Annotated in this window: 17 protein-coding genes and 5 pseudogenes; 15 read left to right on the top strand and 7 right to left on the bottom strand. The window is 58.0% G+C overall.

The window, feature by feature from the left end:
• The first annotated feature begins 6 nt into the window (after positions 1–6).
• The 5 genes and pseudogenes from astB to aldA all read left to right on the top strand — a co-directional run bounded on the left by astB (position 7) and on the right by aldA (position 6,323).
• Positions 7–1,348 (top strand): annotated as a pseudogene (gene astB / locus ABOC21_RS13180) (N-succinylarginine dihydrolase).
• A 10-nt stretch (positions 1,349–1,358) separates the two neighbouring features.
• The gene (gene astE, locus ABOC21_RS13175; RefSeq protein WP_426815486.1) at positions 1,359–2,354 is read left to right on the top strand and encodes a succinylglutamate desuccinylase; all 996 of its coding nucleotides are present in this window, start codon (positions 1,359–1,361) and stop codon (positions 2,352–2,354) included.
• A gap of 10 nt (positions 2,355–2,364) precedes the next feature.
• Positions 2,365–3,801, top strand: coding sequence for an amino acid permease (locus ABOC21_RS13170; RefSeq protein ID WP_426814873.1), 1,437 nt, complete (start codon positions 2,365–2,367; stop codon positions 3,799–3,801).
• 77 nt (positions 3,802–3,878) lie between these two features.
• Positions 3,879–4,682, top strand: a complete 804-nt coding sequence (locus ABOC21_RS13165; protein ID WP_426814872.1) for a YdcF family protein — start codon at positions 3,879–3,881, stop codon at positions 4,680–4,682.
• 201 nt (positions 4,683–4,883) lie between these two features.
• The gene (gene aldA / locus ABOC21_RS13160; protein WP_426814871.1) at positions 4,884–6,323 is read left to right on the top strand and encodes an aldehyde dehydrogenase; all 1,440 of its coding nucleotides are present in this window, start codon (positions 4,884–4,886) and stop codon (positions 6,321–6,323) included.
• Between the two features lie 49 nt (positions 6,324–6,372).
• Here aldA and gap read toward each other — a convergent pair whose 3' ends face one another.
• From gap to ABOC21_RS13140, 4 genes and pseudogenes are all read right to left on the bottom strand, one after another.
• Positions 6,373–7,371, bottom strand: a complete 999-nt coding sequence (gene gap / locus ABOC21_RS13155; protein WP_426814870.1) for a type I glyceraldehyde-3-phosphate dehydrogenase — start codon at positions 7,369–7,371, stop codon at positions 6,373–6,375.
• A 223-nt stretch (positions 7,372–7,594) separates the two neighbouring features.
• Positions 7,595–9,133: a sensor domain-containing diguanylate cyclase gene (locus ABOC21_RS13150; RefSeq protein WP_426815485.1), complete on the bottom strand. Its 1,539-nt coding sequence runs from the start codon at positions 9,131–9,133 to the stop codon at positions 7,595–7,597.
• A gap of 378 nt (positions 9,134–9,511) precedes the next feature.
• Positions 9,512–9,706, bottom strand: coding sequence for a hypothetical protein (locus ABOC21_RS13145; RefSeq protein ID WP_426814869.1), 195 nt, complete (start codon positions 9,704–9,706; stop codon positions 9,512–9,514).
• A 699-nt stretch (positions 9,707–10,405) separates the two neighbouring features.
• Positions 10,406–10,499: pseudogene (locus ABOC21_RS13140) on the bottom strand (IS6 family transposase); the annotation flags it as partial.
• 633 nt (positions 10,500–11,132) lie between these two features.
• Between ABOC21_RS13140 and ABOC21_RS13135 the strand changes: the two are divergent.
• The 5 genes and pseudogenes from ABOC21_RS13135 (at position 11,133) to ABOC21_RS13115 (ending at position 14,413) form a co-directional block, all read left to right on the top strand.
• Complete coding sequence (locus ABOC21_RS13135) at positions 11,133–11,531, top strand: hypothetical protein (RefSeq protein WP_426814868.1); 399 nt, start codon at positions 11,133–11,135, stop codon at positions 11,529–11,531.
• Between the two features lie 8 nt (positions 11,532–11,539).
• Positions 11,540–11,913, top strand: a pseudogene (locus ABOC21_RS13130) (IS3 family transposase); the annotation flags it as partial.
• A 183-nt stretch (positions 11,914–12,096) separates the two neighbouring features.
• Entirely contained in the window at positions 12,097–12,624 is a 528-nt protein-coding gene (gene cybB, locus ABOC21_RS13125) for a cytochrome b561 (protein WP_426814867.1), read from the top strand.
• Positions 12,625–12,994: 370 nt separating this feature from the next.
• Positions 12,995–13,270 carry a metal/formaldehyde-sensitive transcriptional repressor gene (locus ABOC21_RS13120; protein WP_041147608.1) on the top strand — a complete coding sequence of 92 codons (276 nt, stop codon included), beginning with the start codon at positions 12,995–12,997 and terminating at the stop codon, positions 13,268–13,270.
• Between the two features lie 24 nt (positions 13,271–13,294).
• Positions 13,295–14,413, top strand: a complete 1,119-nt coding sequence (locus ABOC21_RS13115; protein WP_426814866.1) for an S-(hydroxymethyl)glutathione dehydrogenase/class III alcohol dehydrogenase — start codon at positions 13,295–13,297, stop codon at positions 14,411–14,413.
• Positions 14,414–14,545: 132 nt separating this feature from the next.
• On the opposite strand, the gene ABOC21_RS13110 is transcribed toward ABOC21_RS13115, so the two are convergent.
• Positions 14,546–15,469 (bottom strand): LysR substrate-binding domain-containing protein, encoded by a 924-nt coding sequence (locus tag ABOC21_RS13110; RefSeq protein WP_426814865.1) that lies wholly within the window; start codon positions 15,467–15,469, stop codon positions 14,546–14,548.
• A 565-nt stretch (positions 15,470–16,034) separates the two neighbouring features.
• On the opposite strand from ABOC21_RS13110, the gene hglS reads away from it, so the two are divergent.
• A complete protein-coding gene (hglS, locus tag ABOC21_RS13105) occupies positions 16,035–17,378 on the top strand; it encodes a 2-oxoadipate dioxygenase/decarboxylase HglS (protein WP_426814864.1) in 1,344 nt (447 codons plus the stop codon).
• Positions 17,379–17,420: 42 nt separating this feature from the next.
• Positions 17,421–18,314, top strand: a pseudogene (locus ABOC21_RS13100) (carboxylesterase/lipase family protein); the annotation flags it as partial.
• A gap of 78 nt (positions 18,315–18,392) precedes the next feature.
• On the opposite strand, the gene ABOC21_RS13095 reads toward ABOC21_RS13100, so the two are convergent.
• Together ABOC21_RS13095 and ABOC21_RS13090 are read right to left on the bottom strand one after the other, a co-directional pair.
• Positions 18,393–18,953 (bottom strand): recombinase family protein, encoded by a 561-nt coding sequence (locus tag ABOC21_RS13095; RefSeq protein WP_426814863.1) that lies wholly within the window; start codon positions 18,951–18,953, stop codon positions 18,393–18,395.
• A 22-nt stretch (positions 18,954–18,975) separates the two neighbouring features.
• Positions 18,976–20,475, bottom strand: a pseudogene (locus tag ABOC21_RS13090) (IS3 family transposase).
• 93 nt (positions 20,476–20,568) lie between these two features.
• Here ABOC21_RS13090 and ABOC21_RS13085 point away from each other — a divergent pair.
• Genes ABOC21_RS13085 through ABOC21_RS13075 form a run of 3 tightly spaced genes read left to right on the top strand, consistent with a single transcriptional unit; the run spans position 20,569 to position 23,595 of the window.
• Entirely contained in the window at positions 20,569–22,140 is a 1,572-nt protein-coding gene (locus ABOC21_RS13085) for an integrase (RefSeq protein WP_426814862.1), read from the top strand.
• Between the two features lie 12 nt (positions 22,141–22,152).
• Entirely contained in the window at positions 22,153–23,322 is a 1,170-nt protein-coding gene (locus ABOC21_RS13080) for an ExeA family protein (protein WP_426814861.1), read from the top strand.
• On the top strand, positions 23,323–23,595 hold the full coding sequence (locus ABOC21_RS13075; RefSeq protein ID WP_426813897.1) for a hypothetical protein: 273 nt from the start codon (positions 23,323–23,325) through the stop codon (positions 23,593–23,595).
• Positions 23,596–23,600: the final 5 nt, after the last annotated feature.

Below are 23,600 nucleotides of genomic sequence, written 5' to 3'. Positions count from 1 at the left end.
GACACTATGTCTGGTTTTGAAGCTAATTTCGATGGCCTGGTTGGGCCTACGCACCACTACGCCGGGCTGTCGGTCGGTAACGAAGCCTCGCAAAATAACCGCGACGGCGTATCCAACCCGAAGAAGGCGGCGCTGCAGGGCTTATGCAAAATGAAGGCCCTCGCCGACAGGGGCTTTATTCAGGGGATTTTACCCCCGCAGCCGCGGCCGAATATCGCCGCGCTGCGCGGCCTGGGCTTTTACGGCAGCGATGAGCAGGTGATTACCCGCGCCGCCGCCGACGCGCCGCATCTGCTCTCGGCGTTTAGCTCCGCATCGTCGATGTGGACCGCCAACGCGGCGACGGTGTCGCCATCCGCCGATAGCGCCGACGGCAGGCTGCACTTTACGGTCGCCAACCTGACCAACAAGCTGCACCGCTCCCAGGAAGCGCCGACCACCGCGGCGATTTTACGCGCGACCTTTGCCGACGAAAGCTATTTCGTCCATCACCATGCCCTGGCTCAGCACGGCGACCTGGGCGATGAAGGGGCGGCCAACCACAACCGCTTCTGCTACGACTACGGCCGCCAGGGGCTGCAGACTGTTTGTCTACGGCAGACGCGCGAGCGGCGGCGTGGCCCCGCAGAAATATCCGGCGCGCCAGACCCTGGAGGCCAGCCAGGCGGTGGCCCGGCTGCATCGGCTGAACCCGGAATATACCGTTTTTGCCCAGCAGGAGCCGGCGGCCATCGACGGCGGCGTGTTCCACAATGACGTGATTGCGGTGAGCAATCGCCACGTGCTGTTCCACCATCAGCAGGCCTTTGTACAGCAGCAGGCGCTGCTGGCGACCTTGCGGGAAAAAGCGGCTCGCCTGGATATTCCGTTTGTCAGCGTCGAGGTTCCGCAGGCCCAGGTGGGGCTTAACGACGCCGTCGCCTCGTATCTGTTCAACAGCCAGCTGCTGAGCAAGCCGGATGGCAAAATGCTGATTGTGGTGCCGGAAGAGTGTCGCCAGCGGGAGAACGTCTGGCAGTACCTGAGCGGGCTGGTGAGCGACAACGCCTCGCCAATCGACGAGCTGGCGGTATTCGATCTGCGCGAAAGCATGCGCAACGGCGGCGGTCCGGCCTGCCTGCGCCTGCGGGTGGTGCTGAACCACGCCGAGCTGGCGGCGGTGAATCCGCACAGCCTGATGGACGACGCGCGCTATTTACAGCTCACGCAGTGGGTCGAGAAGCACTACCGCGATCGCCTCCACGCCCGGGATCTGGCCGACCCGCAGCTCCTGAGCGAGGTCTACCAGGCCCTTGATGAACTGACGCAGATTTTGCGCCTGGGCTGCATCTATGACTTCCAGCGCTAAAGGACCGGGAATGGACGACAAGGTGAATGATTTACTGCACTGCCGGCTGACGGAGTGGGCGTTTCCCGCGGAAATTGAGGCGCGCTGGCTGGCGGAAGGCGTGCTGCAGCTGCTGCCGCAGAGGCCGTGGCGGCAGGCGACGATCGTTTCCGCCGGCATTCACGGCAACGAAACCGCGCCGATAGAGCTGCTGCTGGAGATCGCGCATGCGCTGAGCCAGGGGCAGCAGCCGCTGTCGCAGGCGCTGCTGATCGTCTTCGGCAACCTGCCGGCGATCTGCGCCTCCCGCCGCTATCTGCATAACGACCTCAACCGCCTGTTCGGCGGGCGTCATCTGCGCGCGGCGCCGGGCAATGAGTCCCGTCGCGCGGCGGAGCTGGAAGCGGCGGTCCGGGCGTTCTATACGGCGGCCGATGCCCACGGCCGCGTCGGCAGAGTGCATCTCGATCTGCATACCGCCATCCGCGGCTCGCGCTATCGCCAGTTTGCGCTTCTGCCCGCCCGGGAGGGTGAGTACAGCGCCGGATTTTATCAGCTGCTCGCCGCCAGCGGTATGGACGCGGTGGTGCGTCATACCGAACCCGGCGGGACCTTCACCCACTTTACCGCCGAGGCGTTCGCCGCCGAAAGCGCGACCCTGGAGCTGGGCAAAGTGATGCCCTTTGGTGAGAACGATCTGCGCCTGTTTGCCGCCGCCGGCGCGGCGATCCGGGCGACGATCGGCGGCGAAGCGCTGCCGTCGCGCCTCAAGGAGCCGATGCACCATTTTGTAGTTCAGGAGAGCATCATCAAGGGCGACGATCGCTTCACCTTGCACCTCGATCCGCAAACTGAAAACTTCACCGCGCTTGCCGCCGGGCACGTTATTGCGCGGCAGGCGGAGAAAACGTGGGTTATCGATGAGCAGGCTCCCTATATCCTGTTTCCGAATGCGGGAGTGGCAAACGGGCAACGCGCCGGTTTGCTGCTGAAGTCTGCCGCGCCATGCCTTTCTTTGCCTCTCTGAAGGAATCGACATGACTCAACATCAACGCGAGGGGCAGGAGCATCCTGCCATCGACGGGGAGCGCCCGTCGCAGCTCAAACGCGGCCTTGGCGCCCGGCACATTCAGATGATTGCGCTGGGCGGCGCTATCGGCACCGGCCTGTTTATGGGGGCGGGCCGAAATATTGCGGTGGCGGGGACCTCGATCCTGCTGATTTACCTGCTGGTGGGCTTTTTTACCTATATGGTGATGCGGGCGATGGGCGAAGTGCTGCTCACCCGGCTGGACTACCGCTCCTTCGCCGATTTCGTCGGCGATTATCTGGGACCGCAGGCGAGCTTTTACCTCGGCTGGACCTACTGGCTGAGCTGGGTGGTAACCTGTATTGCCGACGTGGTGGTCTGCGGCAGCTATATGCAGTACTGGTTTCCCGAAATGTCGGCGTGGATGCCGGCCCTGAGCACCCTCGGCATTCTGTTCCTGTTCAATTTGCTGTCGGTGAAGATGTTCGGCGAGGCTGAGTTCTGGTTTGCGCTGATCAAGGTGATTACGATTATCGCGCTGATCGTCACCGGCGCGTGGATGATCGCCATCGGCTGGACCTCGCCGGACGGCGTGAAGGCCTCGTTGCACCACATCACCGACCCGGCGGTCTTTATGCCCCACGGCGTCACCGGCTTCCTCGCCGGTTTCCAGATAGCGATTTTCTCCTTCACCGGGATTGAGCTGCTCGGGACGATGACCGCGGAAACCCGCGATCCGCAGAAGATTTTACCTAAGGCGATCAACGCGCTGCCGCTGCGGATCATCATTTTTTATCTGCTGTCGATGGTGGTGATTATTGCCGTGGCCTCGTGGCCGGGCGTATCGCCCGATGCCAGCCCGTTCGTCACCCTGTTCGCCAAAGCCGGCCTGCCCGCCGCCGCGGCGGTGATTAACTTCGTGGCCCTGACCTCAGCGATGTCGTCGGCCAACAGCGGGGTTTACTCCAGCACCCGCATGCTGTACGGCCTGTCGGTTGAGAAGCACGCCCACGGGCAGTTCCGCATCCTGTCGCGCCATACCCGCATTCCGGTACGCAGCCTGCTGTTCTCCTGCTTCTGTATGCTCAGCGGCACCTTGCTGCTGTTCCTCGTACCGAACGTGATGACCCTGTTTACCATCGTCTCGACGCTAGCGGCCATCATGGTGGTCTTTAGCTGGGGGATGATCCTCGTGGCCTATCTGGTTTATCGGCAAAAGCGTCCCGATCTGCATGAACGGTCGGCCTTTAAGATGCCGGCCGGGGTGGCGATGAGCTGGCTAAGTCTGCTGTTTTTTGCCTTTGCCATTTTTATTATGATCTTCGACCCCGATACCCTGAAGGCGCTGCTCGCCACGCCGCTGTGGTTCATCGCCCTGTGGTTGTGCTGGAAGATGAAGCAGAAGCGGGAAGGGCAAACGCGGCTGGAGAAACTTAACGCCTGACAGGATACAATCGGCCCAATCTGCTGCGCGGCGATAAAGAGGGACTTTGTCGCTGCGCAAACTGAAAAGGAGAAGGTATGTCAGATAATTTCCCGGCGCTCTCCGCCGATACGCTGGCGGCAGCCAACCTCGTCGGCGCGTGGCTGGCGCAGGACGATTTTACGACGCTGGCGCAGAAGCCGCCGTTTGAGGTGGTGGTGCTGGCGGGCAATGCGGTGATCCCGACCATTGATGCCGCCTGTCGGCTGGCGGTTGACGCCGAGGTTCCGCTGCTGATAAGCGGCGGGATTGGCCACTCAACTTCATTTCTCTATCAGGCGGTACGCAACGATCCGCGCTACGGCTCGCTGCCGGTAGAGGGGCGCGCCGAGGCGCATATCCTTGCCGATATCGCCCATCAATACTGGCACATTCCGCGCGCGCGGATCGTGGCGGAAGCGCGCTCCACCAACTGCGGCGAGAACGCGCGCTTTACCCGCGACCTGCTCGAGGCCGAGGGACTGGCGCACCGCGCGGGCGTGGTAATCCAGGACCCGACCATGCAGCGGCGCACGATGGCGACCTTCGCCCGGGTCTGGCAGGGGGCAGATCCGCTGCCGCGCTGGTACAGCTACCCGGGCTGCGTGCCGCAGCTGCGCAATACGCCGGAGCAGGGCCTGGCGTTCAGCGGGGCGGCGCACGGGCTGTGGCCGGTGGGGCGCTATCTGGCGCTGATCCTTGGCGAGCTGCCACGTCTGCAGGATAGCCCGCAGGGATACGGTCCGCTGGGTAAAGATTTTATTGCCCACGTTGATATGCCTCCGCGGATTATCAGCGCGTGGCGCCAGCTGCGTGACGATAGCCTCCTGACCCACGCCCTCGGCGATCGGACCTTAGGCTGATGGGTTTTGCCCGTTTGTGACAGATTTGTCGCAAACGGGCAGTCTGTGTTGCCTGAATATAACGATTTTTCCGGGTTACGGGCCCGATTCTATGAAGTAATTCACATAATCACGCCTGCGAACCGCTGCGGTCGTCTCTTATGGATAGATTTTTAACAAATAAATCACTTGTTAAAAACAATAAATCTACAGGAGCAGGCTATGACAGCACCCGTTCAGCACCCGATGTATATTGATGGTCAGTTTGTTGCCGGGCGCGGCGACGCCTGGATTGACGTGCTTAATCCCGCTACCGAAGTGCTGCTCTCCCGCATTCCCGACGGCAGCGCCGAAGACGCGCGGCGGGCCATTGCCGCCGCCGATCGCGCGCAGCCGGCCTGGGAGGCGCTGCCGGCCATCGAGCGCGCCGGCTGGCTGCGTAAAATCGCCGCCGGGATCCGCGAACGCGCCGGCGAGATTGCGGCGCTTATCGTAGCCGAAGGCGGGAAGACTCAGCAGTTGGCGGCAGTGGAGGTCTCCTTTACCGCCGATTATCTCGACTATATGGCCGAGTGGGCGCGGCGCTACGAAGGTGAAATCGTGCAAAGCGACCGTCCCGGCGAAAATATCCTCGTTTTCAAACGCGCCCTCGGCGTGACCACCGGCATCCTGCCGTGGAACTTCCCGTTCTTCCTGATTGCCCGCAAGCTCGCCCCGGCGCTGCTGACCGGCAATACCATTGTGATTAAACCGAGCGAGTTCACGCCCAATAACGCCGTCGCCTTTGCGCAGATTGTCGATGACATCGGCCTGCCGAAGGGGGTGTTTAACCTGGTGTTAGGCCGCGGGGAGACCGTCGGCCAGGAGCTGGCGGCAAACCCGAAAGTGGCGCTGGTCAGCATGACCGGCAGCGTAGGCGCGGGGGAAAAAATCATGGCCGCCGCGGCGAAAAATATAACTAAAGTGTGCCTTGAGCTGGGCGGTAAGGCGCCGGCGATTGTGATGGATGACGCTGATCTTGAGCTGGCGGTCAAGGCGGTGGTCGATTCGCGGGTGATCAACAGCGGGCAGGTATGCAACTGCGTTGAGCGCGTTTACGTGCAGAAGGGGATCTACGATCGCTTCGTTAACCGTCTCGGCGAAGCGCTGAAAGCGGTGCAGTTCGGCGACCCGGCGCTGCGGGACGATATTGCCATGGGGCCGCTGATCAACGCCGCCGCGCTGGAGCGGGTCGAGCAGAAGGTGGCCAAAGCGCTGGCCCAGGGCGCGCGCCTTGCCTTAGGCGGCAAAGCGGTCGCCGGCAGCGGCTATTTTTATCCGCCGACGCTGCTGCTGGACGTGCGCCAGGAGATGGATATCGTCCACGAAGAAACCTTTGGCCCGGTGCTGCCGGTGGTGGCGTTTGACACGCTTGAGGAGGCGCTGGCGATGGCCAACGACAGCGACTACGGGCTGACGTCGTCGATCTATACGCGCGACCTGAACGTGGCGATGAAGGCGATTAAGGGGCTGAAGTTCGGCGAAACCTACGTTAACCGCGAGAACTTTGAAGCCATGCAGGGCTTTCATGCGGGCTGGCGCAAATCGGGTATCGGCGGCGCCGACGGCCGCCACGGTCTGAACGAGTACCTGCAGACCCAGGTGGTCTATCTGCAGGCCTGAGCCGCGGGTGGAAAAGCGGATAGCCGGGGCTATCCGCTGCGGTTACAACCTATTTAGCAAACTTATCCAGTACGCGGATGAGCTGGGTGACGAAGCCGTATTCGTTGTCGTACCACGCCACGGTTTTGACCAGCTGAACGTCGCCGGCCTCGGCGATTTCAAGCTGTGTGGCGTCGTAAATCGAGCCAAAATGGCTGCCAATCACGTCGGACGAGACGATCTCCTCTTCGGTATAGCCGAAGGATTCATTATTCGCCGCCGCGTTCTTCATCGCCTGATTGACCTCTTCGGCGGTCACCTTTTTCTCAAAAATCGAGACCAGTTCGGTGACCGAGCCGGTTTTGGTCGGCACGCGCTGGGCATGGCCTTTCAGCTTGCCGCTGAGTTCGGGAATGACCAGACCAATCGCCTTCGCCGCCCCGGTGGTGTGCGGGATGATGTTTTCCGCCGCCGCGCGCGAGGCGCGTAGATCTTTGCCGCGCGGGCCGTCGACCAGCGACTGGGTGCCGGTGTAGGCGTGAATGGTGGTCATCGTGCCGAGCCTGATGCCGAAGGCATCGTTGAGCACTTTGGCCATCGGCGCCAGGCAGTTGGTGGTGCAGGAGGCGACGGAGATAATGGTGTCGTCCGCGGTGAGGGTGTCGTCATTGACGTTGTAAACGATGGTTTTCATCTCCCCGGCGGGGGCGGAGATCAGAACCTTTTTCGCTCCGGCGCTCAGGTGGGACTGGGCCTTTTCCGTCGAGGTATAGAAACCGGTACATTCAACGATAAGCTCCGCGCCTGCGCTGCCCCACGGAATGTTCCGGGCATCTTTCTCGGCGTAGACGGTGATGGTCTTACCGTTAACGATTAGCGCTTCGTCGGTGAAGTCTACGCTCCACGGGAAGGGACCGTAGTTAGAGTCATGTTTTAGCAGATAGGCCAGCACTTTTGGCGAGGTGAGATCGTTAATGGCCACCACTTCCAGCGGGCTGTTAACTTCCAACAAACGGCGTAATACCAGACGTCCGATACGACCAAAACCATTAATTCCAAGCTTGCTCATGGAAAATCTCCTGGTGAGTCGGTTAGAGGGTAAAACTCATACAGGCATACTCCAGTCGGCCGATTTGGGCAACCCGCAAAATTGACCGGGCGGCTAAGCTTTTGAAAAAACGCTACAGAAAAATGAATGCATTCGTTCATCATCTGGCGGCAGGAAACGGGCCGCGTCGCGTTTCCGCTTCTCAGCATTATGCAACCAGCGTGGCGCAGTAGGTCGCCCTCGTTCAGATGTGGGAGAATCCCCGGGTATCGCTGATAACTACGGCGTTTCGGCCGGCGCGTTTGGCCTCATAGAGCGCTAAATCAGCTTTGCGCAGGACGCTGTAAACATCGTTTTCGCCAGCGCTGAACCCGGCAACGCCGAGGGAGATGGTCACCTTATCGCCGTGGGGAAAATCGGCATTTTCGATCCCCGCCCGGATGCGTTCAGCCACCGCGGCGGCCGCCTTCAGGCGGGTATCGGGCAGGAATATGACAAACTCTTCGCCGCCAAACCTACAGGCAACCTGTCCGTCGGCGCAGAGGCTACGCAGCGTCTCACTGAATGTGACCAGCACCGCATCGCCGCCGTCATGTCCGTGCAGATCGTTAATCTTTTTAAAATGGTCGATATCAATCGCGATGATGCAGCGATCGGCGGAAGCAGGGGACTGTTTTAGCAGGGTGCTGAAACCTTTGCGGTTATAGAGCCCGGTAAGCGAGTCCGTCATCGTTTCATCGCTGAGAGCGTTTACCCGCCGGGCCATTATCTGCAGATGCAGGCTGAAGGCCTCTTTCAGCCGTTCAGCTTCCTTGTACCAGACGTTAATATTGGCCAGCTTTTTGAGCGTGGACTCGTTGTTTTCCTCGCGCGTAAATTCGGCGAGTTTCTCCAGCGGAGCCGAAATGATGGCGGCAAAAATCGTTACGGTCGTCACCGTGAGGATGATGATCGCGAGCGTGAACCAGAACGCGTTAACGACCGTCTGCATTAATATACGGGATACGCTTTCCGAGGCTCCCGAGATGATGACCTTCCAGTCGGCCTGCTTCAGGCTGGCGTAGCCAACCAGGTTGCCCCCGCTTTTGTCATCGCCAAAAAAGTGTCCGTTTTGCGCTTTGAAAATCTGTTCCCGCAGTCCGGGGGCAGAGTTAAAACCGCTTCCCACCCGTGCTGGATTGCGATTAAAGATTATCTTTCCGTCATTATTGATAACGCTGACGTCCGTGGTATTTTCGTAAAAATGCATGCTCAGAATATCGCTGAGCATGCTCTCTTTTTGCAGGTAGATGCTGCCGCCGATAAAGCCGAGATAGTCGCCGCCGGGGCCAAATAATGGCTGCGAGACAAAGACGACGTAATTATTCGCTGCCGAGATAAAAGGTTCAGAGATAAAGAGTTTTTTTGAGGCAATGGCCTGCCTGCTGGCGTCAGAGTGGAGCTTTATTCCCACCAGCTTCAGGCTCTCCGGAGAGGCGGCGGCAATCACGGCGTCGGAATTCACGATCACCACCGAGTTGAAAAAGCCGGACTGCAGGCGCAGCCGTTCAGCTTCGTTTTGCAGCTGGCCGGAGTCGTTAAGGGCTGTTATCTGCCCGGCGCTGTAGGCCAGCTCCCGCTGCGCCGTCACCAGGTAGCGGTCGGTGGTATCCGCCAGCTTGCGGGCATAAGCGAGGTTGCTCTCGAGCAGTCGGTCCTCAATGTTGCCCTTCTGGAAAAGCGTCAGGGCGCTGAGCAGCAGCATTGATGTCAGCAGGATCCCTCCGACGGACAACATCAGCATGAGGGTGCGCAGATGCAGTTTTTCCCTGGCATAGCTCTTCACGTATCGCAAAAATTTTCCGCATTTTATCAGTTTTTTAGCGCATAACATAAGCCGCTTCTGCTGCGTCGGCGGCGGATAGCAGCTTCTGACAATCGTGTGGCCGCTTGATATGACGGCGCTATACCAAACTCTGCGCTCGCTCGTAGACCCGGCATAGCGCCATCCTCTAACGGTCGTGGAAACGGATGTTCAGGCGCCAGTCGGTGAGCATGGCGCGTAGCGTTATCAACGGCGCATCAGCCGTTGCGTACAATGACCTGCAGTAAACGTACGGCAACGTATCCCTCACGTCGCTGCAGCGCGATAAATATCAATGGCGGGCCAGGCACAATGTGGTTAACCAGGGTGGCTCAGTTTTTTGATTTGGGCCGACATGCTCCAGTTAATAATGAATGACGCTACCAGCGCGATAAACCATGGAATTCTGGAACCGTCAAAAAAATGCTCTCCAATGGCGTCGCCCAGCGCCAGACAGGTAAAAATCGATGAAAAATAGAGCCAGGCCCTGAAAACGTTTAGATTGTTAAACATGGTCATCATCCTTTGATTCTCCAAAACCCAATCATGGCTTTTTGAAGCCGCTGCAGGCAACTGCCAACTCACTGAGTTGACATAGTGCAGGTATAGTCGCTGTGTCGTGTTTTTAGCGCTGCACGTGGGGGAGGATGCACGTGCATAGCCCCGATTGCATTTCGGACCGCATGCCGGCTTGTTGCCGTATGCGCGATGAGGTGGCCCGCCCGGGATCCAAATGCAAGAGCACAAGGGCGGGCCTTTGGCTATAGGGGGTCTACAACCGGCGCGAATTTTACCATTTAAGATATGGCCGAAATATTAAAACCCGGCCCAGGCAAGCGATTTAAGATTTACCTCAGTTTATACATCAATTCATTGGAGCAGAGTGAGGTGGTGGTACAAAACCGCGCGTCCACAGGGACGTTGGTATCGACGGGAATGCCGCCTGTATGCGTACATTAGCGTCAACCGGGGGGATGAGACGTGAGAGACGAAACTAAAGACGCCATGCGTATGTTTTTCTGCGGCAGGTGTTACACCGCCGACAACCTTGAAAGGGATTACCTGTCCAAACTGGCCAGTTACAGTGATGAACGCCGGGAAACACCTCTGCGGGCAGCACGTCCCGACGAAGCGATTGTATGTCATAAGTATAACGCTGAATCCAGCGGTAATAAATAGTGGAGCGACACCACGCTCGGCCAGCATCCGCTACAGCTCACGATAACTGATGCCGTATTTGCAGTACTCGCGAATCGCCCAAAGGATAAAGTCATGCAGTAAATGCCCGCCCTTTAAATGGGTTCATGTGCCGCTCCGTCAGCAAAAAGCGCCAATCAGTTTATCATCTGCTGTTTTTTGCCACAGAGTTCTTTAAAGACTTCAGCCGCCATTCAGGCGGCTTCGTTTGCCTAAAAGATGGTCACTTTAAGGTTTGAATGTTTAGGTTTTGGTTGCCATCATCATCGCCAGAAACGAACCTTAAACCGTGTTTCAATTCTCCTCTGATAGGCTCCTGTGTATCCAGCAAAGAAATACCGGTTAGATACACCGGATATGTTATATCTATTTCCTACATGGGTTATCTGGTTTTTCTTGCATATATGTACGTCGATAATCCTTGCTATTATATTGGCATTTTGGCGATTCCGACAGGCCCGGTCCTGCAAAACATCATAGACCTGTCACGAGGTTTTTTGGCTTGCGCTGATGGAGGCAATTGCCTGAAGGGCTAAGTCACTGCAGATCGCAAACCCGCGCAGTATACGCGGTTGTTCGTCGCCCGTGAGCATAAAATTGAACTGGATTTCTACTCATAATCCCCAAAGATGGGAGTGCAAAATGGTTTAAGCTCCCCAGGACGCTCCCATTATGCTAACTTTTAAGGGCCAACTGTTTTAAGCGGTTCTTAACTCAGGGGATGATTCTAAGGAGAGTAAATATGGCTGTATCGGGGAAAGTTACACTGGGAATATTTTGTCTTATTTTTGCTAACTTTGCACTCTGTGCAGGAAAAGGTCTTAGTTACGAATCAAATAATAAAACATTAAATTTAAAAGAAGAGTGTGTTTCATCTTTGGCGATGAATCGTTTTATATTTGAATCAAAAGAACATTACTTACTGAACGTGCGGTTAAAAGATAATCGAAATTGTGCTCAAAAGTTAAATAGCATGATAGAACAAAATATTGGGAATCGCTTGCGCACATATTTCAACTCTGACCTGCTTGTTGATAGCTATATTGCGGGAATACTCAGCACTGAAAAAGGTTTCAGAATGCCTTTGGACAGCAAGAAATTGGGCGATGAGATTCTTTCATTTTACAACAAGAAGAGTTAAGTAAATCTAAGTTGCGGGTGACCTTCGTACAGGACTGCTGTGACCTGGAGATCATCGACTGAGTAGCGGGCCCAGGTGGCTATGACAAAGAAACCGTGCAGGATGTGATGCTGGGTGCGGTGGAAAAGCGATTCGAACAGCAACTGCCGTCAGAGCCGCTGGAATGGCTGACGGATAATGGTTCGGCCTACAGGGTACATGAAACGCGGGCGCTCGTGCGGATGCTGGAGCTTGACCCTTGCACAACAGTAGTATGCAGTCCGGAAAGTATCGGCATAGCAGAAAGCTTCGTGAAAACGATCAAGCGAGATTACATCAGTATTATGCCGAAGCGGACAGTTGGTCTGCGCTGGTGAATCTGGCGGTGGCGTTCAGTCATTACATTTGGGGCGTTAAAAAGGCTGTAAACGTCCGCTATTGTCCGTTAACCGTACAACCTAACTCCTTGTATTCCCGATAAATGTATGATTCCCCGTCATTGTTTCTTATAAGTACGTAAAAGTTAATGAATTTTTAATAAAAGGTCGTTATGTTGTCGGCATCACTGTTTTGTTAAGGGTTTTTCATGCGCGATAAATACTCCGGCCTGCAGATAGGCATCCACTGGCTGGTATTTTTATTAGTGGTTGGCGCCTACGCCGCCATGGAACTACGAGGCTTCTTCCCTCGCAGCGACCGGCCGCTGATTAACATGATTCATGTCTCCTGCGGTATTTCCATCTGCGTACTGATGGTGGCGCGACTGTTGGTGCGCCTGAAATCACCCGCGCCGCCGATTGTGCCGAAGCCATCGCCGATGATGACCGGCCTCGCGCACCTCGGGCATCTGGTTATCTTCCTGCTGTTCATCGCTTTGCCGATCGTCGGCATGGTCATGATGTATAACCGCGGCAACCCGTGGTATGCGTTTGGCCTGACGATGCCCTTTGCGGCGCAAAGTAATTTTGAGCTGGTGGATACGCTGAAAGGCGTGCACGTTCTGCTGGCGAATACCGGCTATTTTGTCATCGGCCTGCACGCGCTGGCGGCGCTGATGCATCACTACCTGTGGAAAGACAATACGCTGCTGCGCATGATGCCGCGCAGGCGCTAGCCGCCGTTCGATTTTGTATGCAGACCCCGCCCCGAGCGGGGTTTTTTATCTCTTTTACCGCGGACTGTGATACATCCGATCGCGCCAACGGGAAGAGGGGATGAAGATGAGAGTCAGAGTTGCCGCGACGGATAAAGCGCCAGCGCTACGGGAAATCCGCAATCAGGCGATACGTCACGGCTTGTGGCGCTCGGTGAAAAATGGCTGCCATCAAAGCTCGCCAATGCCGATTTACGCTGCGTGGATATGATGATGGAGTGAGCTGAGCCCAAAACTGCGCCGCTGTGCTACGGTTAAAGCGGCGTTTCAATTTGCCACATTGCTTAATTAAATATAGTATACCCCCCTATATGATATGGAGGGCGTCACCGTGCCACATTCACCTGAAGATAAAAAGCGCGCCCTGAGCCGCGTGCGCCGTATTCGTGGGCAGGTCGAGGCGCTCGAGCGCGCGCTGGAGTCCGGCGAATCCTGTATGACAATCCTGCAGCAGATCGCCTCGATTCGCGGCGCAACCAACGGTTTGATGGGGGAGATGGTGGAAATTCATCTCCAGGATGAGCTGGTAAGCGGCGAAACCACCCCCGACCAAAGAGCGATACGCATGGCGGAAGTCGGCCATCTGCTACGATCCTACTTAAAATAAATCACGACGAAGGAAGAGACCCTTATGAAATCACGTGCAGCAGTCGCGTTTGGCCCGGGCCAGCCGCTGAAGATCGTTGAAATTGACGTCGCACCGCCGAAAAAAGGCGAAGTGCTGGTCAAAATCACCCATACCGGCGTCTGCCATACCGATGCTTTTACCCTCTCCGGCGACGATCCGGAAGGCGTGTTCCCGGCGGTGCTGGGCCACGAAGGTAGCGGCATTGTCGTTGAAGTGGGCGAAGGGGTGACCAGCCTGCAACCGGGCGATCACGTTATTCCGCTGTACACCGCCGAGTGCGGCGAGTGCAAATTCTGTAAATCCGGCAAAACCAACCTCTGCCAGGCGGTTCGCGCCACCCAGGGCAAAGGCCTGATGCCGGATGGCACCACCCGTTTCTCCTACAACGGCGAGCCGATTTATCACTATATGGGCACCAGCACCTTCAGTGAATACACCGTTTGCGCGGAGATTTCGCTGGCGAAAGTTAACCCGCAGGCTCCGCTGGAAAAAGTCTGCCTGCTGGGCTGCGGCGTGACCACCGGGATCGGCGCCGTCCACAACACCGCGAAGGTGAAAGAGGGCGATACGGTGGCGGTATTCGGCCTCGGCGGAATTGGTCTGGCGGTTATTCAGGGCGCGGCACAGGCGAAAGCCGGGCGCATTCTGGCGGTCGACACCAATCCGGATAAGTTCGCGCTCGCCAAAGAGATGGGCGCAACCGACTTTATAAATCCGCGTGATTACGAAAAGCCGGTGCAGGACGTCATCGTTGAGCTCACCGACGGCGGCGTGGACTTCAGCTTTGAGTGTATCGGCAACGTTAACGTCATGCGTGCGGCGCTGGAGTGCTGCCATAAAGGCTGGGGCGAAAGCGTGATTATCGGCGTGGCCGGTGCGGGTCAGGAGATTAAAACCCGGCCGTTCCAGCTGGTAACCGGCCGCGTATGGCGCGGTTCCGCATTCGGCGGCGTCAAAGGGCGCACCCAGCTGCCGGGAATGGTGGAAGATGCGATGGCGGGTAAAATTCGCCTCGATCCGTTTATTACCCACCGCCTGCCGCTGGATCGGATCAACGACGCGTTTGACCTGATGCACGAAGGTAAATCAATCCGTACCGTCATCCATTTCGGCGACCAGTAACGGGCAGAACGGGTTGACGCCGAACAACCGGGTCCCCTCAAGTAGCTGCTGGCGGCTTCGTCGGCAGCTATGACGGTGGGCGTTGAGTCGTCGCGCCATTGTTCCCTGCCGCCGTCAACGTAGCGCAACCCTTCAGGCAGGCATTGATTTTCGAATCGCGCTGAGCAGGGTCTGCGCGCCGGAGGTTAGGGGGGCATCAACCCGGGTCAGAATACCGATTGGTTCACCGGCGCCCTGTGTCGGCACCAGCAGCGCGCTGAGCAGGCCGCGCCGCAGGTCGTCCTTCACCGCTCCGGAGGGGACGAACCAGATATAGTCATAATTAACGGTCAGCTGGCGTGACAGCGACGCCGAGAGCGTCTCTATACAGCCGGCGGGAATTTTACAGCCCTGGCTCTGCAGCAGCGTTTCGGCATTCTGGCGGGGGAGCGTCCCCTTAGGAGAAACGACGACCGGCCAGTCCATCACCCGGCTGAGCGTCACCGTCTCCTGCAGCAGCGGGTGTCCGGGACGAACCACCAGCTTCAGGGATTCCAGAAACAGCAGCTCATAGTTCAGGCCGCTCATCAGCTCCGGGTCGGACATGCGCCCGATGCCGATATCAATCTCCCCCGATTTCAGCCCCGCCAGCAGCATGGTGTTATTCATTGTGGCGACCTGCAGGGTGATATCTTTCTGCTGCTGGTGAAACTGGCCGATTACCGCCGGCAGAATGCCGAGCGCGGCGGTAGGCAGCGCGCCGATGCGCACCACGTCGGGGTTTATCCCCTCTTTACGATTAAGCGCCTGACCTGCGGTATTGAGCGCGTCGAGGACCTTTACCGCGTGGGTGAGAAACTGCTCCCCGACCAGTGTCAGCTGTGCGCCAAGCCGCCCGCGCTCAAAAAGCCGCGTTCCGGTCAACTGCTCCAGCTCGTTCAGCGTTTTTGATAAAGCGGGTTGGCTAAGATTAAGAGTTTCAGCCGCGCGCCCCAGCGTTCCCTGTTGAGCGACGGCCACGAAGGTATGTAGATGGCGCAAGCGAATGCGCTGACTAAAGAGAGCGTTTTTTTCCATAATTGATACTAAAAACAGAGCGGTATGAGTGACAAGCGATATTGTTGAAATTTGATAACCCAATGGCAAAATATTATTAACATTTGCTCTTGTTCTATTACAAATAATTTTACCTGACGCTAAAAAGCCGATGCGAGGGCGAAACCGGGGGTGAACCGCCCACGCGAGCAGATTAAGCTGCAGATCGTCCCGCCCGGCCTCCTGCTCGTCGACAGGCGAGCTCTGCGGGGAGATCGGCACATTGCGCGGCGAGCGCAGGACGCAGGTTTGTCGCCCGGGGCACGGGCGGGAGAGTCGCCCCGCGGGGACCATTTATCGTTTATAGGGTACGTAGCGCGTTTTATTCACTCCAGGGCATCCTGTTTTATTGTCGCCAGAAATCGGGTGTGTAAATATTTTGTTAATTTAAAGTGAAATCAAAGGGTCTATTTCATAACCCAGGGTTATGTTCCGCGGCGGGCAAAGGGCCGGGGCAGGTTACCCGCATCACAGTTTGTAAATTCTTCCTGCTGGCGCGAGAGGCCTTCTCTACACTCCAGGAAGTATTCACTGGAGGTAAGACATCATGGCGAACACCATCACGGCTGATGAGATTCGGGAACATTTTTCACAGGCTATGTCGGCGATGTATCAGCAGGAAGTTCCGCAGTACGGGACGCTGCTCGAGCTGGTAGCGGACGTCAATCTGGCGGTGCTGGAGCACAATCCCAGGCTGCACGAGCAGCTGGCGAACGCCGACGAGCTGGCCCGGCTGAACGTCGAGCGCCACGGCGCAATCCGCGTCGGCACCGCCGAAGAGCTGGCGATGCTGCGCCGTATGTTTGCCATCATGGGGATGTTGCCCGTGAGCTATTACGATCTCTCCCAGGCCGGAGTGCCGGTCCATTCCACCGCCTTTCGCCCCGTTGACGACGCCGCCCTGGCGCGCAACCCGTTCCGTATTTTCACCTCGCTGCTGCGCCTGGAGCTGATCGCCAGCGAGGAACTACGCCAGCGGGCGGCGGAGATTCTGGCTAAGCGCGATATTTTTACCCCGCGCTGTCGGGAGCTGATTGCGCAGCACGAAGAGAGCGGCGCCTTCACGTCCGTGGAAGCGCGGGAGTTTGTGCGCGAGGCGCTGGAGACCTTCCGCTGGCATAGCCACGCCACGGTAGATGATGAAACCTATCACGCCCTGCAGAACGAGCACCGGCTGATTGCCGACGTGGTCTGCTTCCCGGGCTGCCACATTAATCACCTGACGCCGCGCACGCTGGATATCGACCGGGTTCAGGCCCTGATGCCGGAGTGCGGCATCGTGCCGAAGGCGCTGATTGAAGGCCCGCCGCGCCGCGATGTGCCGATCCTGCTGCGCCAGACCAGCTTTAAGGCGCTGGAGGAGCCAGTTATTTTTGCCGGGGAGCATCGGGGCACCCACAGCGCGCGTTTTGGCGAAATCGAGCAGCGCGGGATCGCGCTGACGCCGAAAGGACGGGCGCTGTACGATCGCCTGCTGAACGAGGCCGGAGTCGGCAAGGACAACCTCCAGCATCAGCGCCACCTGCAGGATGTGTTCAGCCAGTTTCCGGATAGCGAGTTTCTGCTGCGCCAGCAGGGGCTGGCGTGGTTCCGCTATCGGCTGACGCCGGCGGGGGAAGCCCATCGTCAGGCCTTTGGTCCCGGCGACGATCCGCAGCCGCTGATTGAGTGCGGCTGGCTGATTGCCCAACCGATTATTTATGAAGACTTTTTGCCGGTGAGCGCCGCGGGGATCTTCCAGTCTAATTTGGGTAACGAAACCCAGGCCCGCAGCCACGGCAACGCCAGTCGCGAGGCCTTCGAAGCGGCGCTCGGCTGTCCGGTACTCGACGAGTTTGAACTCTATCAACAGGCGGAAGAACGCAGTAAACGGCGTTGCGGTCTGCTCTGAAACCGGTACTCTGCTGGCATAAACCGCAAAAGGAAGCAGGTCATGCAGAATCCGTCTACGCCGCTGGTGAAAACCCGCCAGGGCACTTTATCCGGGATCGCCGAGCAGGGGATTCATATCTGGCGCGGCATCCCCTACGCCGCGCCGCCGGTTGGCGAACTGCGCTGGCGCGCCCCGCGCCCGCCGGAGCGCTGGCAGGGCGTGCGTCGGGCCGACGCCTTCTCCGCCGCCAGCTGGCAGGACGTCGAGTATTGCCGCGAGCTGGGAGGCGGCGATCCCGGCCGCTTCTCGGAAGACTGTCTCTATCTCAACGTCTGGTCGCCCGCCGTCCGTACCCAGCCGCTGCCGGTAATGGTCTGGCTGCACGGCGGGGGCTTTACCATCGGCGCCGGCAGCCTGCCGCCGTACGACGGACAGGCGCTGGCGGGCCGGGAGGTGGTGGTGGTGACGGTGAACTACCGGCTGGGACATCTCGGCTTCTTCGCGCATCCGGCGCTGGAGGGCGAGGAGGAGGAGCCGGTGTATAACTTTGCGCTGCTCGATCAAATTGCCGCCCTGCAGTGGGTGCAGGAGAACATCCACGCCTTCGGCGGGGATGCGGCCAACGTTACCCTGTTCGGCGAATCGGCCGGCGCGCGCAGCGTGCTGTCGCTGATGGTCTCGCCAAAGGCCAGGGGACTATTCCATAAAGCGATTATCCAAAGCGGCTATACGCTGCCGGACCTTCCGCGCGCCAGGGCGCTGGAGAAGGGGCGGCGGCTGGCGGAGCATTTTTCACTGCCGGACGCCAGCGCGGAGCAGCTGCGGGCGATCCCCGCCGAGGCCTTCTGGCCGCTTACCGCGCCGCTGAGTATCGGCCCGGCGCCGATTGTCGGCGATGCGGTGCTGCCGCAGTCGATGCTGGAGACCTTTTTCGCCGGCCGTCAGCATCCCATGCTGATGCGCCGCGCGATAAATGCGGCCATTCCGGCGCGATAAATCACGGGCACACCTGTTGCTATATGTGAAATGGAATTACAACTTAGAGGCTACTGGAAGGTACTTGTAGATGGTCTTAACCCCAACGTTATAAATCTCTGCAATCTGTTGGCGGGAAGCCCCGTTCGCGAGCATTCTCTGGGCTCTTTCAACTGCCTCCTCTGTCATCACTCGCTTACGCCCTCCAATTCTGCCTTTAGACCTAGCTGCTGCCAGTCCCGCACGTGTCCGCTCAATAATCAATTCCCTTTCCATTTCAGCAAGGGCACTCATTACATGAAAGAAAAAACGGCCTGCAGGTGTACTGGTATCAATTGAGTCGGTCAGACTGCGGAAATGTACGCCACGTGATTGCAGGTCTGAGACAAGGGTAATCAGATCCCTGACGCTCCTCCCCAGTCGATCTAACTTCCAGACAACCAACGTATCGCCTTCTCTCGAACGTCGAATCGCCTGCTTTAAGCCTGGTCGGCGTACGTGTTTACCGCTGGCTTTATCTTCAAAAATCAGTTCACATTCTGCGCGAATCAGCGCGTTTTTCTGTAAATCGAGGTTTTGATCCCCTGTTGAGACCCTGGCGTAACCGGTGCGTGTCAAGGTAGTTGTCGCCTCAGTTGATTCATGCGGCCCGCGTTTCCCGCTCCGGATTTAGCCACACTTCTTCCTGCCGGCTCCAGTTTCGCGTTGCCCCTGACCAGCGGTGCGGATGCTGCTTTTTCGCGGCCTCGTACACCGATTTTCGCTGTGACAGAAGTTGACGGTCTTCGCCTCTGTGCCGCTGACCCGGCGTCACATAGCGGATACCGCTGTGCCGGTGCTCTTCGTTGTACCAGCCGACGAAGCCTTCCACCCAGGCACGGGCCTCTTCCAGCGACGCGAAGCCCTTCTCAGGCCACGCCGGGACGTATTTCAGCGTCCTGAACAGCGACTCCACGTGGGCGTTGTCGTTGCTTACCCGTGGCCGGCTGTGCGACGCGGTTATCTTCAGTTCCGCAAGCTTCACCTGCAGCACCTGTGACTTCATGGGGGCCCCGTTATCCGCATGCAGCACCAGTGGCTCCTGCCAGCAACGCTCGCTCAGCACTGTCCGCTTTACCAGCTCTGCCGCATATTCCCCGCTTTCTACCGGATGCACTTCATAGCCCACGATTTTGCGGCTGAACACGTCTTCTGTCAGATACAGGTAGAACCAGTGGCCCGCCGTCAGCGACTTCAGCCACGTGATGTCCCACGACCAGACCTGGTTCGGCGCTGTTGCCTTCCAGGTCGACAGCGGCCTGCTTTGTGGAGCCTGCTGACGTCCCCGGTGACTGACTTCGCCGTAACGCCGCAGTACCCGGTAAAACGTCGATTCACTGGCGATGTAACGACCTTCATCGGCCAGCACCGGGACGATTTGTGCCGGTGGCAGACTGGCGAACCGGGGTTCATGACAGACAGCCAGCACCAGCTGCTCCTCTTCAGCGCTGAGCCTGTTCTTCGGCACCGGCCGGGGGGCAGCGGGACGCCGGTCATCAGAGCCTGCGTTGCCAGCGCTGGCGAGTCCGTTCGCTGATACCCACACACTGACAGGCTGCGTGCTGCCGGGCGCCGGCATCAAGGGCTTCCTGCACCATGGACATCAGCTGTAATCTGTCGGCCGCGGGTGTCATTCGTCCTCGCGTTCTTCGGCGAAGAACGCCTTCAGCTTTTTTTCCAGAATGAGCAGCGCCGCGGCTTCAGCCAGCGCCTTGTCCTTGCGGGCTATTTCACGGTTAAGTTGCTGAATTTCTTTTTTCTGCTTTTTAATCAAGGCTCTTTCTTCACGCTGACCGGGCTGCATAAATTCGTCCCTCCACTGCTGAATTTGCTCAGGATAAAGACCTTTACGGCGACAGTATTCAGCCACAGCATGAGCAGAAAGCGGTGCGGTTTCAACGAGAACGGCAAAGCGGGCGTCCTGCGACCATTCTGGCGTTGACTGACTTTCCGCTACACGAACGCCAGCCTGAGTACGCCAGGCATAAAGCGTATTGGCCGGGATCCCCTCAGAACGGGCTAACTGAACGACCGGTTGATTATGTGGCGGCATCATTCTGGCGATCAGAGCGGCTTTACGCTCAGGTGAATAAGTGTTCATTATTGTCCTCTCCGGCCCCCGGAAATTTTTCTGTCAGAGGCGACAACTACCCTGACATGGGGGGGTGATTCCGCGCTGACCCGCGATGAGGCGATGACCATTTCCGGCACCCTGATGGAAACCATCCGCGGGACGGGCAAGCGTACCCTGAGCGTGGAAAAAGCCATCAACAGCCTGCGTGATAACGGTCTGATCGTCAGCGGCAGGCTTGATGAGTCCACCGGTGAGATTGTGCCGCTGTCGGCCAGCGCTATTATTCGTGCCCTGCGCCAGTATCGCCTGCACCCTGACCAGTTGCGGGCCCCGGCTCCGGCGGTGCAGCTGGCCAGCCGCCACCCAAACCACGTCTGGCAGCTGGATGCGTCCATCTGCGTGCTGTATTACCTCAAAAACCCGGCCAAAGGGATTAAAGGTGATACCGGGCTGCGCATCATGGACGAAAAGGAGTTCAACAAGAACAAACCCGCCAACGTGGCCAAAGTCGTCAATGACCGCGTCTGGTCTTTTGAAGGGACCGACCACACCACCGGGTGGATCTACCTGGAGTACCGGTTCGGTGGCGAAACCACCGAGAACTTCACCTCGGTGCTCATCAATATGATGCAGGAACGCGGCGGCGCGGACATATTACACGGGGTGCCGAAGGTGCTGTTCACCGACCCCGGCGCAGCCCTGAAGTCTCCTACGATGGGCAACCTGTGCCAGGCGCTGGGTATCAGGCTGATTGCGCACAAAGCCCGCAACGCCCGGGCCACCGGCTCGGTGGAAAAGGCCCGTGACATTCTCGAACGGGATTTTGAACACGGCCTGCGCTTCTGCCGGGTGGAGAGCATTGACGAGCTGAACCGCCTGGCGCGTCTGTGGCGGATGAAGTTCAACCGCACGGCCATTCACAGCCGTTACGGTATGGCCCGCACGGATAAATGGTTGCTGATCACCGAAGAACAGCTGGTCAAGGCCCCCTCTGTTGAGGTCTGCCGGGAAGCAGCGGTGTCAGCGCCGGTCAGCTGCAAGGTGGACAGCTTTGTCCGGGTACGTTTCCGGGGGCGGCAGTATGACGTTTCCGCTGTGCCGGGTGTCTGTGTGAATGACCGCGTGATGGTTGCCCGTAACCTCTACCGTGACGATCAGGCTCAGGTGGTGATGACCGGCGAGGATGGTCTGAAATCGTTCTTCCTGGTTGACGAGGTGCAGAAAGACGAACACGGCTTTGCTGTTGATGCCCCGGTTATCGGTGAGAGCTTTAAACCGCTGCCCCAGACCGTCGCCCAGCAGCATCTTGATGAAGTTGAGCAGCACGTTTTCGGCACCGCCAGCAAGGAAGAGACAGAGGCCGCGAGAAAAGGCAAATCCCTGCCGTTCGGGGGACGTTTCAACCCGTATCTCGATATTGAACGCGACGATCACCCGACCTATCTGCCAAAACGCGGCCAGGAAAGTCAGGTGCGTGGCCCGCGCATCGAGCAGCGCCCGTTATCTCATGTTGAGGCAGCTAAATTGCTGCGTGAGCGCCTGACTGCGGCTGGCCATAACTGGTTCCCGGAACACTACGCGCAGCTGGTCAGTCGCTTTCCTGAAGGCGTTCCCGCCGAAGATATTGACGCCATCGTGCAGGAGCTGGCCGGGAACAAAGCGCCGCGACTCAGCATCGTTAACGGCCATTAACCGGAGGCACCCATGCTGGTACTGAAAGACCTGATGAAGCAGCACGGTATCGAACAGACAGAAGTTGCTGCAGCTGCAGCTGTTTCGCAGCCCGCCGTTTCACAGCTGATTAACCACGGCATCTGGCCGAAGCGTCGCCCTGAAGAAGTGCGGCAAAAAATAATGAATTTTCTGGCATCACGCGGGCTCGGACAGGACTTGTCCCGGGCGTTTGATGAGGTACTGGCGGCGGAATCCGCCAGTACCTCCGTCCCGCAACAGGCAAATAACGAAGAGGACGAGAATATGTTACTGGCAAAACAGGTATTAAATCCAGTCACCAAAAAGCAATTCGGTATTTTCCGTGACCCGTTTGCAGATGACGCGATGCAGAGTTCGGAGGATGTGTTTACCACGCCGGATATCCGCTACGTCCGCGAGGCGCTGTATCAGACGGCCCGGCACGGTGGTTTTATGGCGGTTATCGGCGAATCCGGGGCGGGGAAAAGCACGCTGCGCCGCGACCTGATCGAACGTATCCACCGCGAGAATACGCCGGTCATCGTCATTGAGCCCTACATCATTGCGATGGAGGACAATGACAATAAAGGCAAGACCCTGAAAGCGGCCAGCATCGCCGAGGCGATCATCAGCACCATCGCACCGCTGGAAGGCGTCAAACGCAGCCAGGAAGCCCGTTTTCGCCAGTTACACCGTGTACTGAAGGACTCCAGTAACGCCGGTTACAGCCACGTTCTGGTGATTGAAGAGGCTCACTCACTGCCGCTGCCCACGCTGAAGCACCTGAAGCGCTTCTTTGAGCTGGAACATGGCTTTAAAAAACTGCTGTCCATCGTGCTGATTGGCCAGCCTGAACTCGCGATGAAGCTGTCAGAACGTAACCAGGAGGTGCGCGAGGTTGTACAGCGCTGCGAGGTCGTCGAGTTGCTGCCGCTGGATACGGAGCTGGAGCGGTTCCTGGAGTTCAAATTTAAGCGGGCTGGTAAATCCGTCTCGGATGTTCTTGATAACAGTGCCGTCGACGCGATTCGCGCACGCCTCAGCAACAATATTGGCGGTCGCCGGGGGGTTGTAAGCCTGTTATACCCTCTGGCCATCAGCAATCTGATTATTGCCGCCATGAATATGGCCGCGCAGCTCGGCGTTCCTGTCGTTAACGCTGATGTTATTAAGGGGGTTTAAGTGAAAACAGTCCCGAATATTAATCAACAGCTGGCCAATGTGATGACAGCCATTGCCGCACTCAACGCCATGAATACACCGGTTGCCTGCATCATGATTTATTCAGGAAAGCCGGTTATTCGCGTCTCCCGTGACAGTCCGTGCGTCAGTCAATTCCGGGAGCTGGAGTCCGGTTATATGATGACCGGTATTGACCATCAGGGGCGATTTCGGCAGGGAGAAATTGAGTTGTATGGCTGCAGGGTAATCTGGTCAGAATCGTTACTTCACTGAAGGAA

This window comes from Klebsiella sp. WOUb02 (assembly GCF_050058015.1).
GTDB lineage: Bacteria > Pseudomonadota > Gammaproteobacteria > Enterobacterales > Enterobacteriaceae > Klebsiella.
Note: the sequence above shows the minus strand (reverse complement) of the source record. Positions and strands in the feature narration are given on the sequence as shown.

Excerpts from the sequence above, each read along its gene's own strand:
- aldA (WP_426814871.1), top strand. The coding sequence starts at position 4,884 with ATGACAGCACCCGTTCAGCACCCGATGTATATTGATGGTCAGTTTGTT.
- ABOC21_RS13110 (WP_426814865.1), bottom strand. The coding sequence starts at position 15,469 with ATGGAAAAAAACGCTCTCTTTAGTCAGCGCATTCGCTTGCGCCATCTA.
- ABOC21_RS13145 (WP_426814869.1), bottom strand. The coding sequence starts at position 9,706 with ATGTTTAACAATCTAAACGTTTTCAGGGCCTGGCTCTATTTTTCATCG.
- cybB (WP_426814867.1), top strand. The coding sequence starts at position 12,097 with ATGCGCGATAAATACTCCGGCCTGCAGATAGGCATCCACTGGCTGGTA.
- ABOC21_RS13170 (WP_426814873.1), top strand. The coding sequence starts at position 2,365 with ATGACTCAACATCAACGCGAGGGGCAGGAGCATCCTGCCATCGACGGG.
- ABOC21_RS13085 (WP_426814862.1), top strand. The coding sequence starts at position 20,569 with ATGACCATTTCCGGCACCCTGATGGAAACCATCCGCGGGACGGGCAAG.
- ABOC21_RS13115 (WP_426814866.1), top strand. The coding sequence starts at position 13,295 with ATGAAATCACGTGCAGCAGTCGCGTTTGGCCCGGGCCAGCCGCTGAAG.
- ABOC21_RS13150 (WP_426815485.1), bottom strand. The coding sequence starts at position 9,133 with ATGCTGATGTTGTCCGTCGGAGGGATCCTGCTGACATCAATGCTGCTG.
- ABOC21_RS13135 (WP_426814868.1), top strand. The coding sequence starts at position 11,133 with ATGGCTGTATCGGGGAAAGTTACACTGGGAATATTTTGTCTTATTTTT.
- gap (WP_426814870.1), bottom strand. The coding sequence starts at position 7,371 with ATGAGCAAGCTTGGAATTAATGGTTTTGGTCGTATCGGACGTCTGGTA.
- ABOC21_RS13080 (WP_426814861.1), top strand. The coding sequence starts at position 22,153 with ATGCTGGTACTGAAAGACCTGATGAAGCAGCACGGTATCGAACAGACA.
- hglS (WP_426814864.1), top strand. The coding sequence starts at position 16,035 with ATGGCGAACACCATCACGGCTGATGAGATTCGGGAACATTTTTCACAG.
- astE (WP_426815486.1), top strand. The coding sequence starts at position 1,359 with ATGGACGACAAGGTGAATGATTTACTGCACTGCCGGCTGACGGAGTGG.
- ABOC21_RS13165 (WP_426814872.1), top strand. The coding sequence starts at position 3,879 with ATGTCAGATAATTTCCCGGCGCTCTCCGCCGATACGCTGGCGGCAGCC.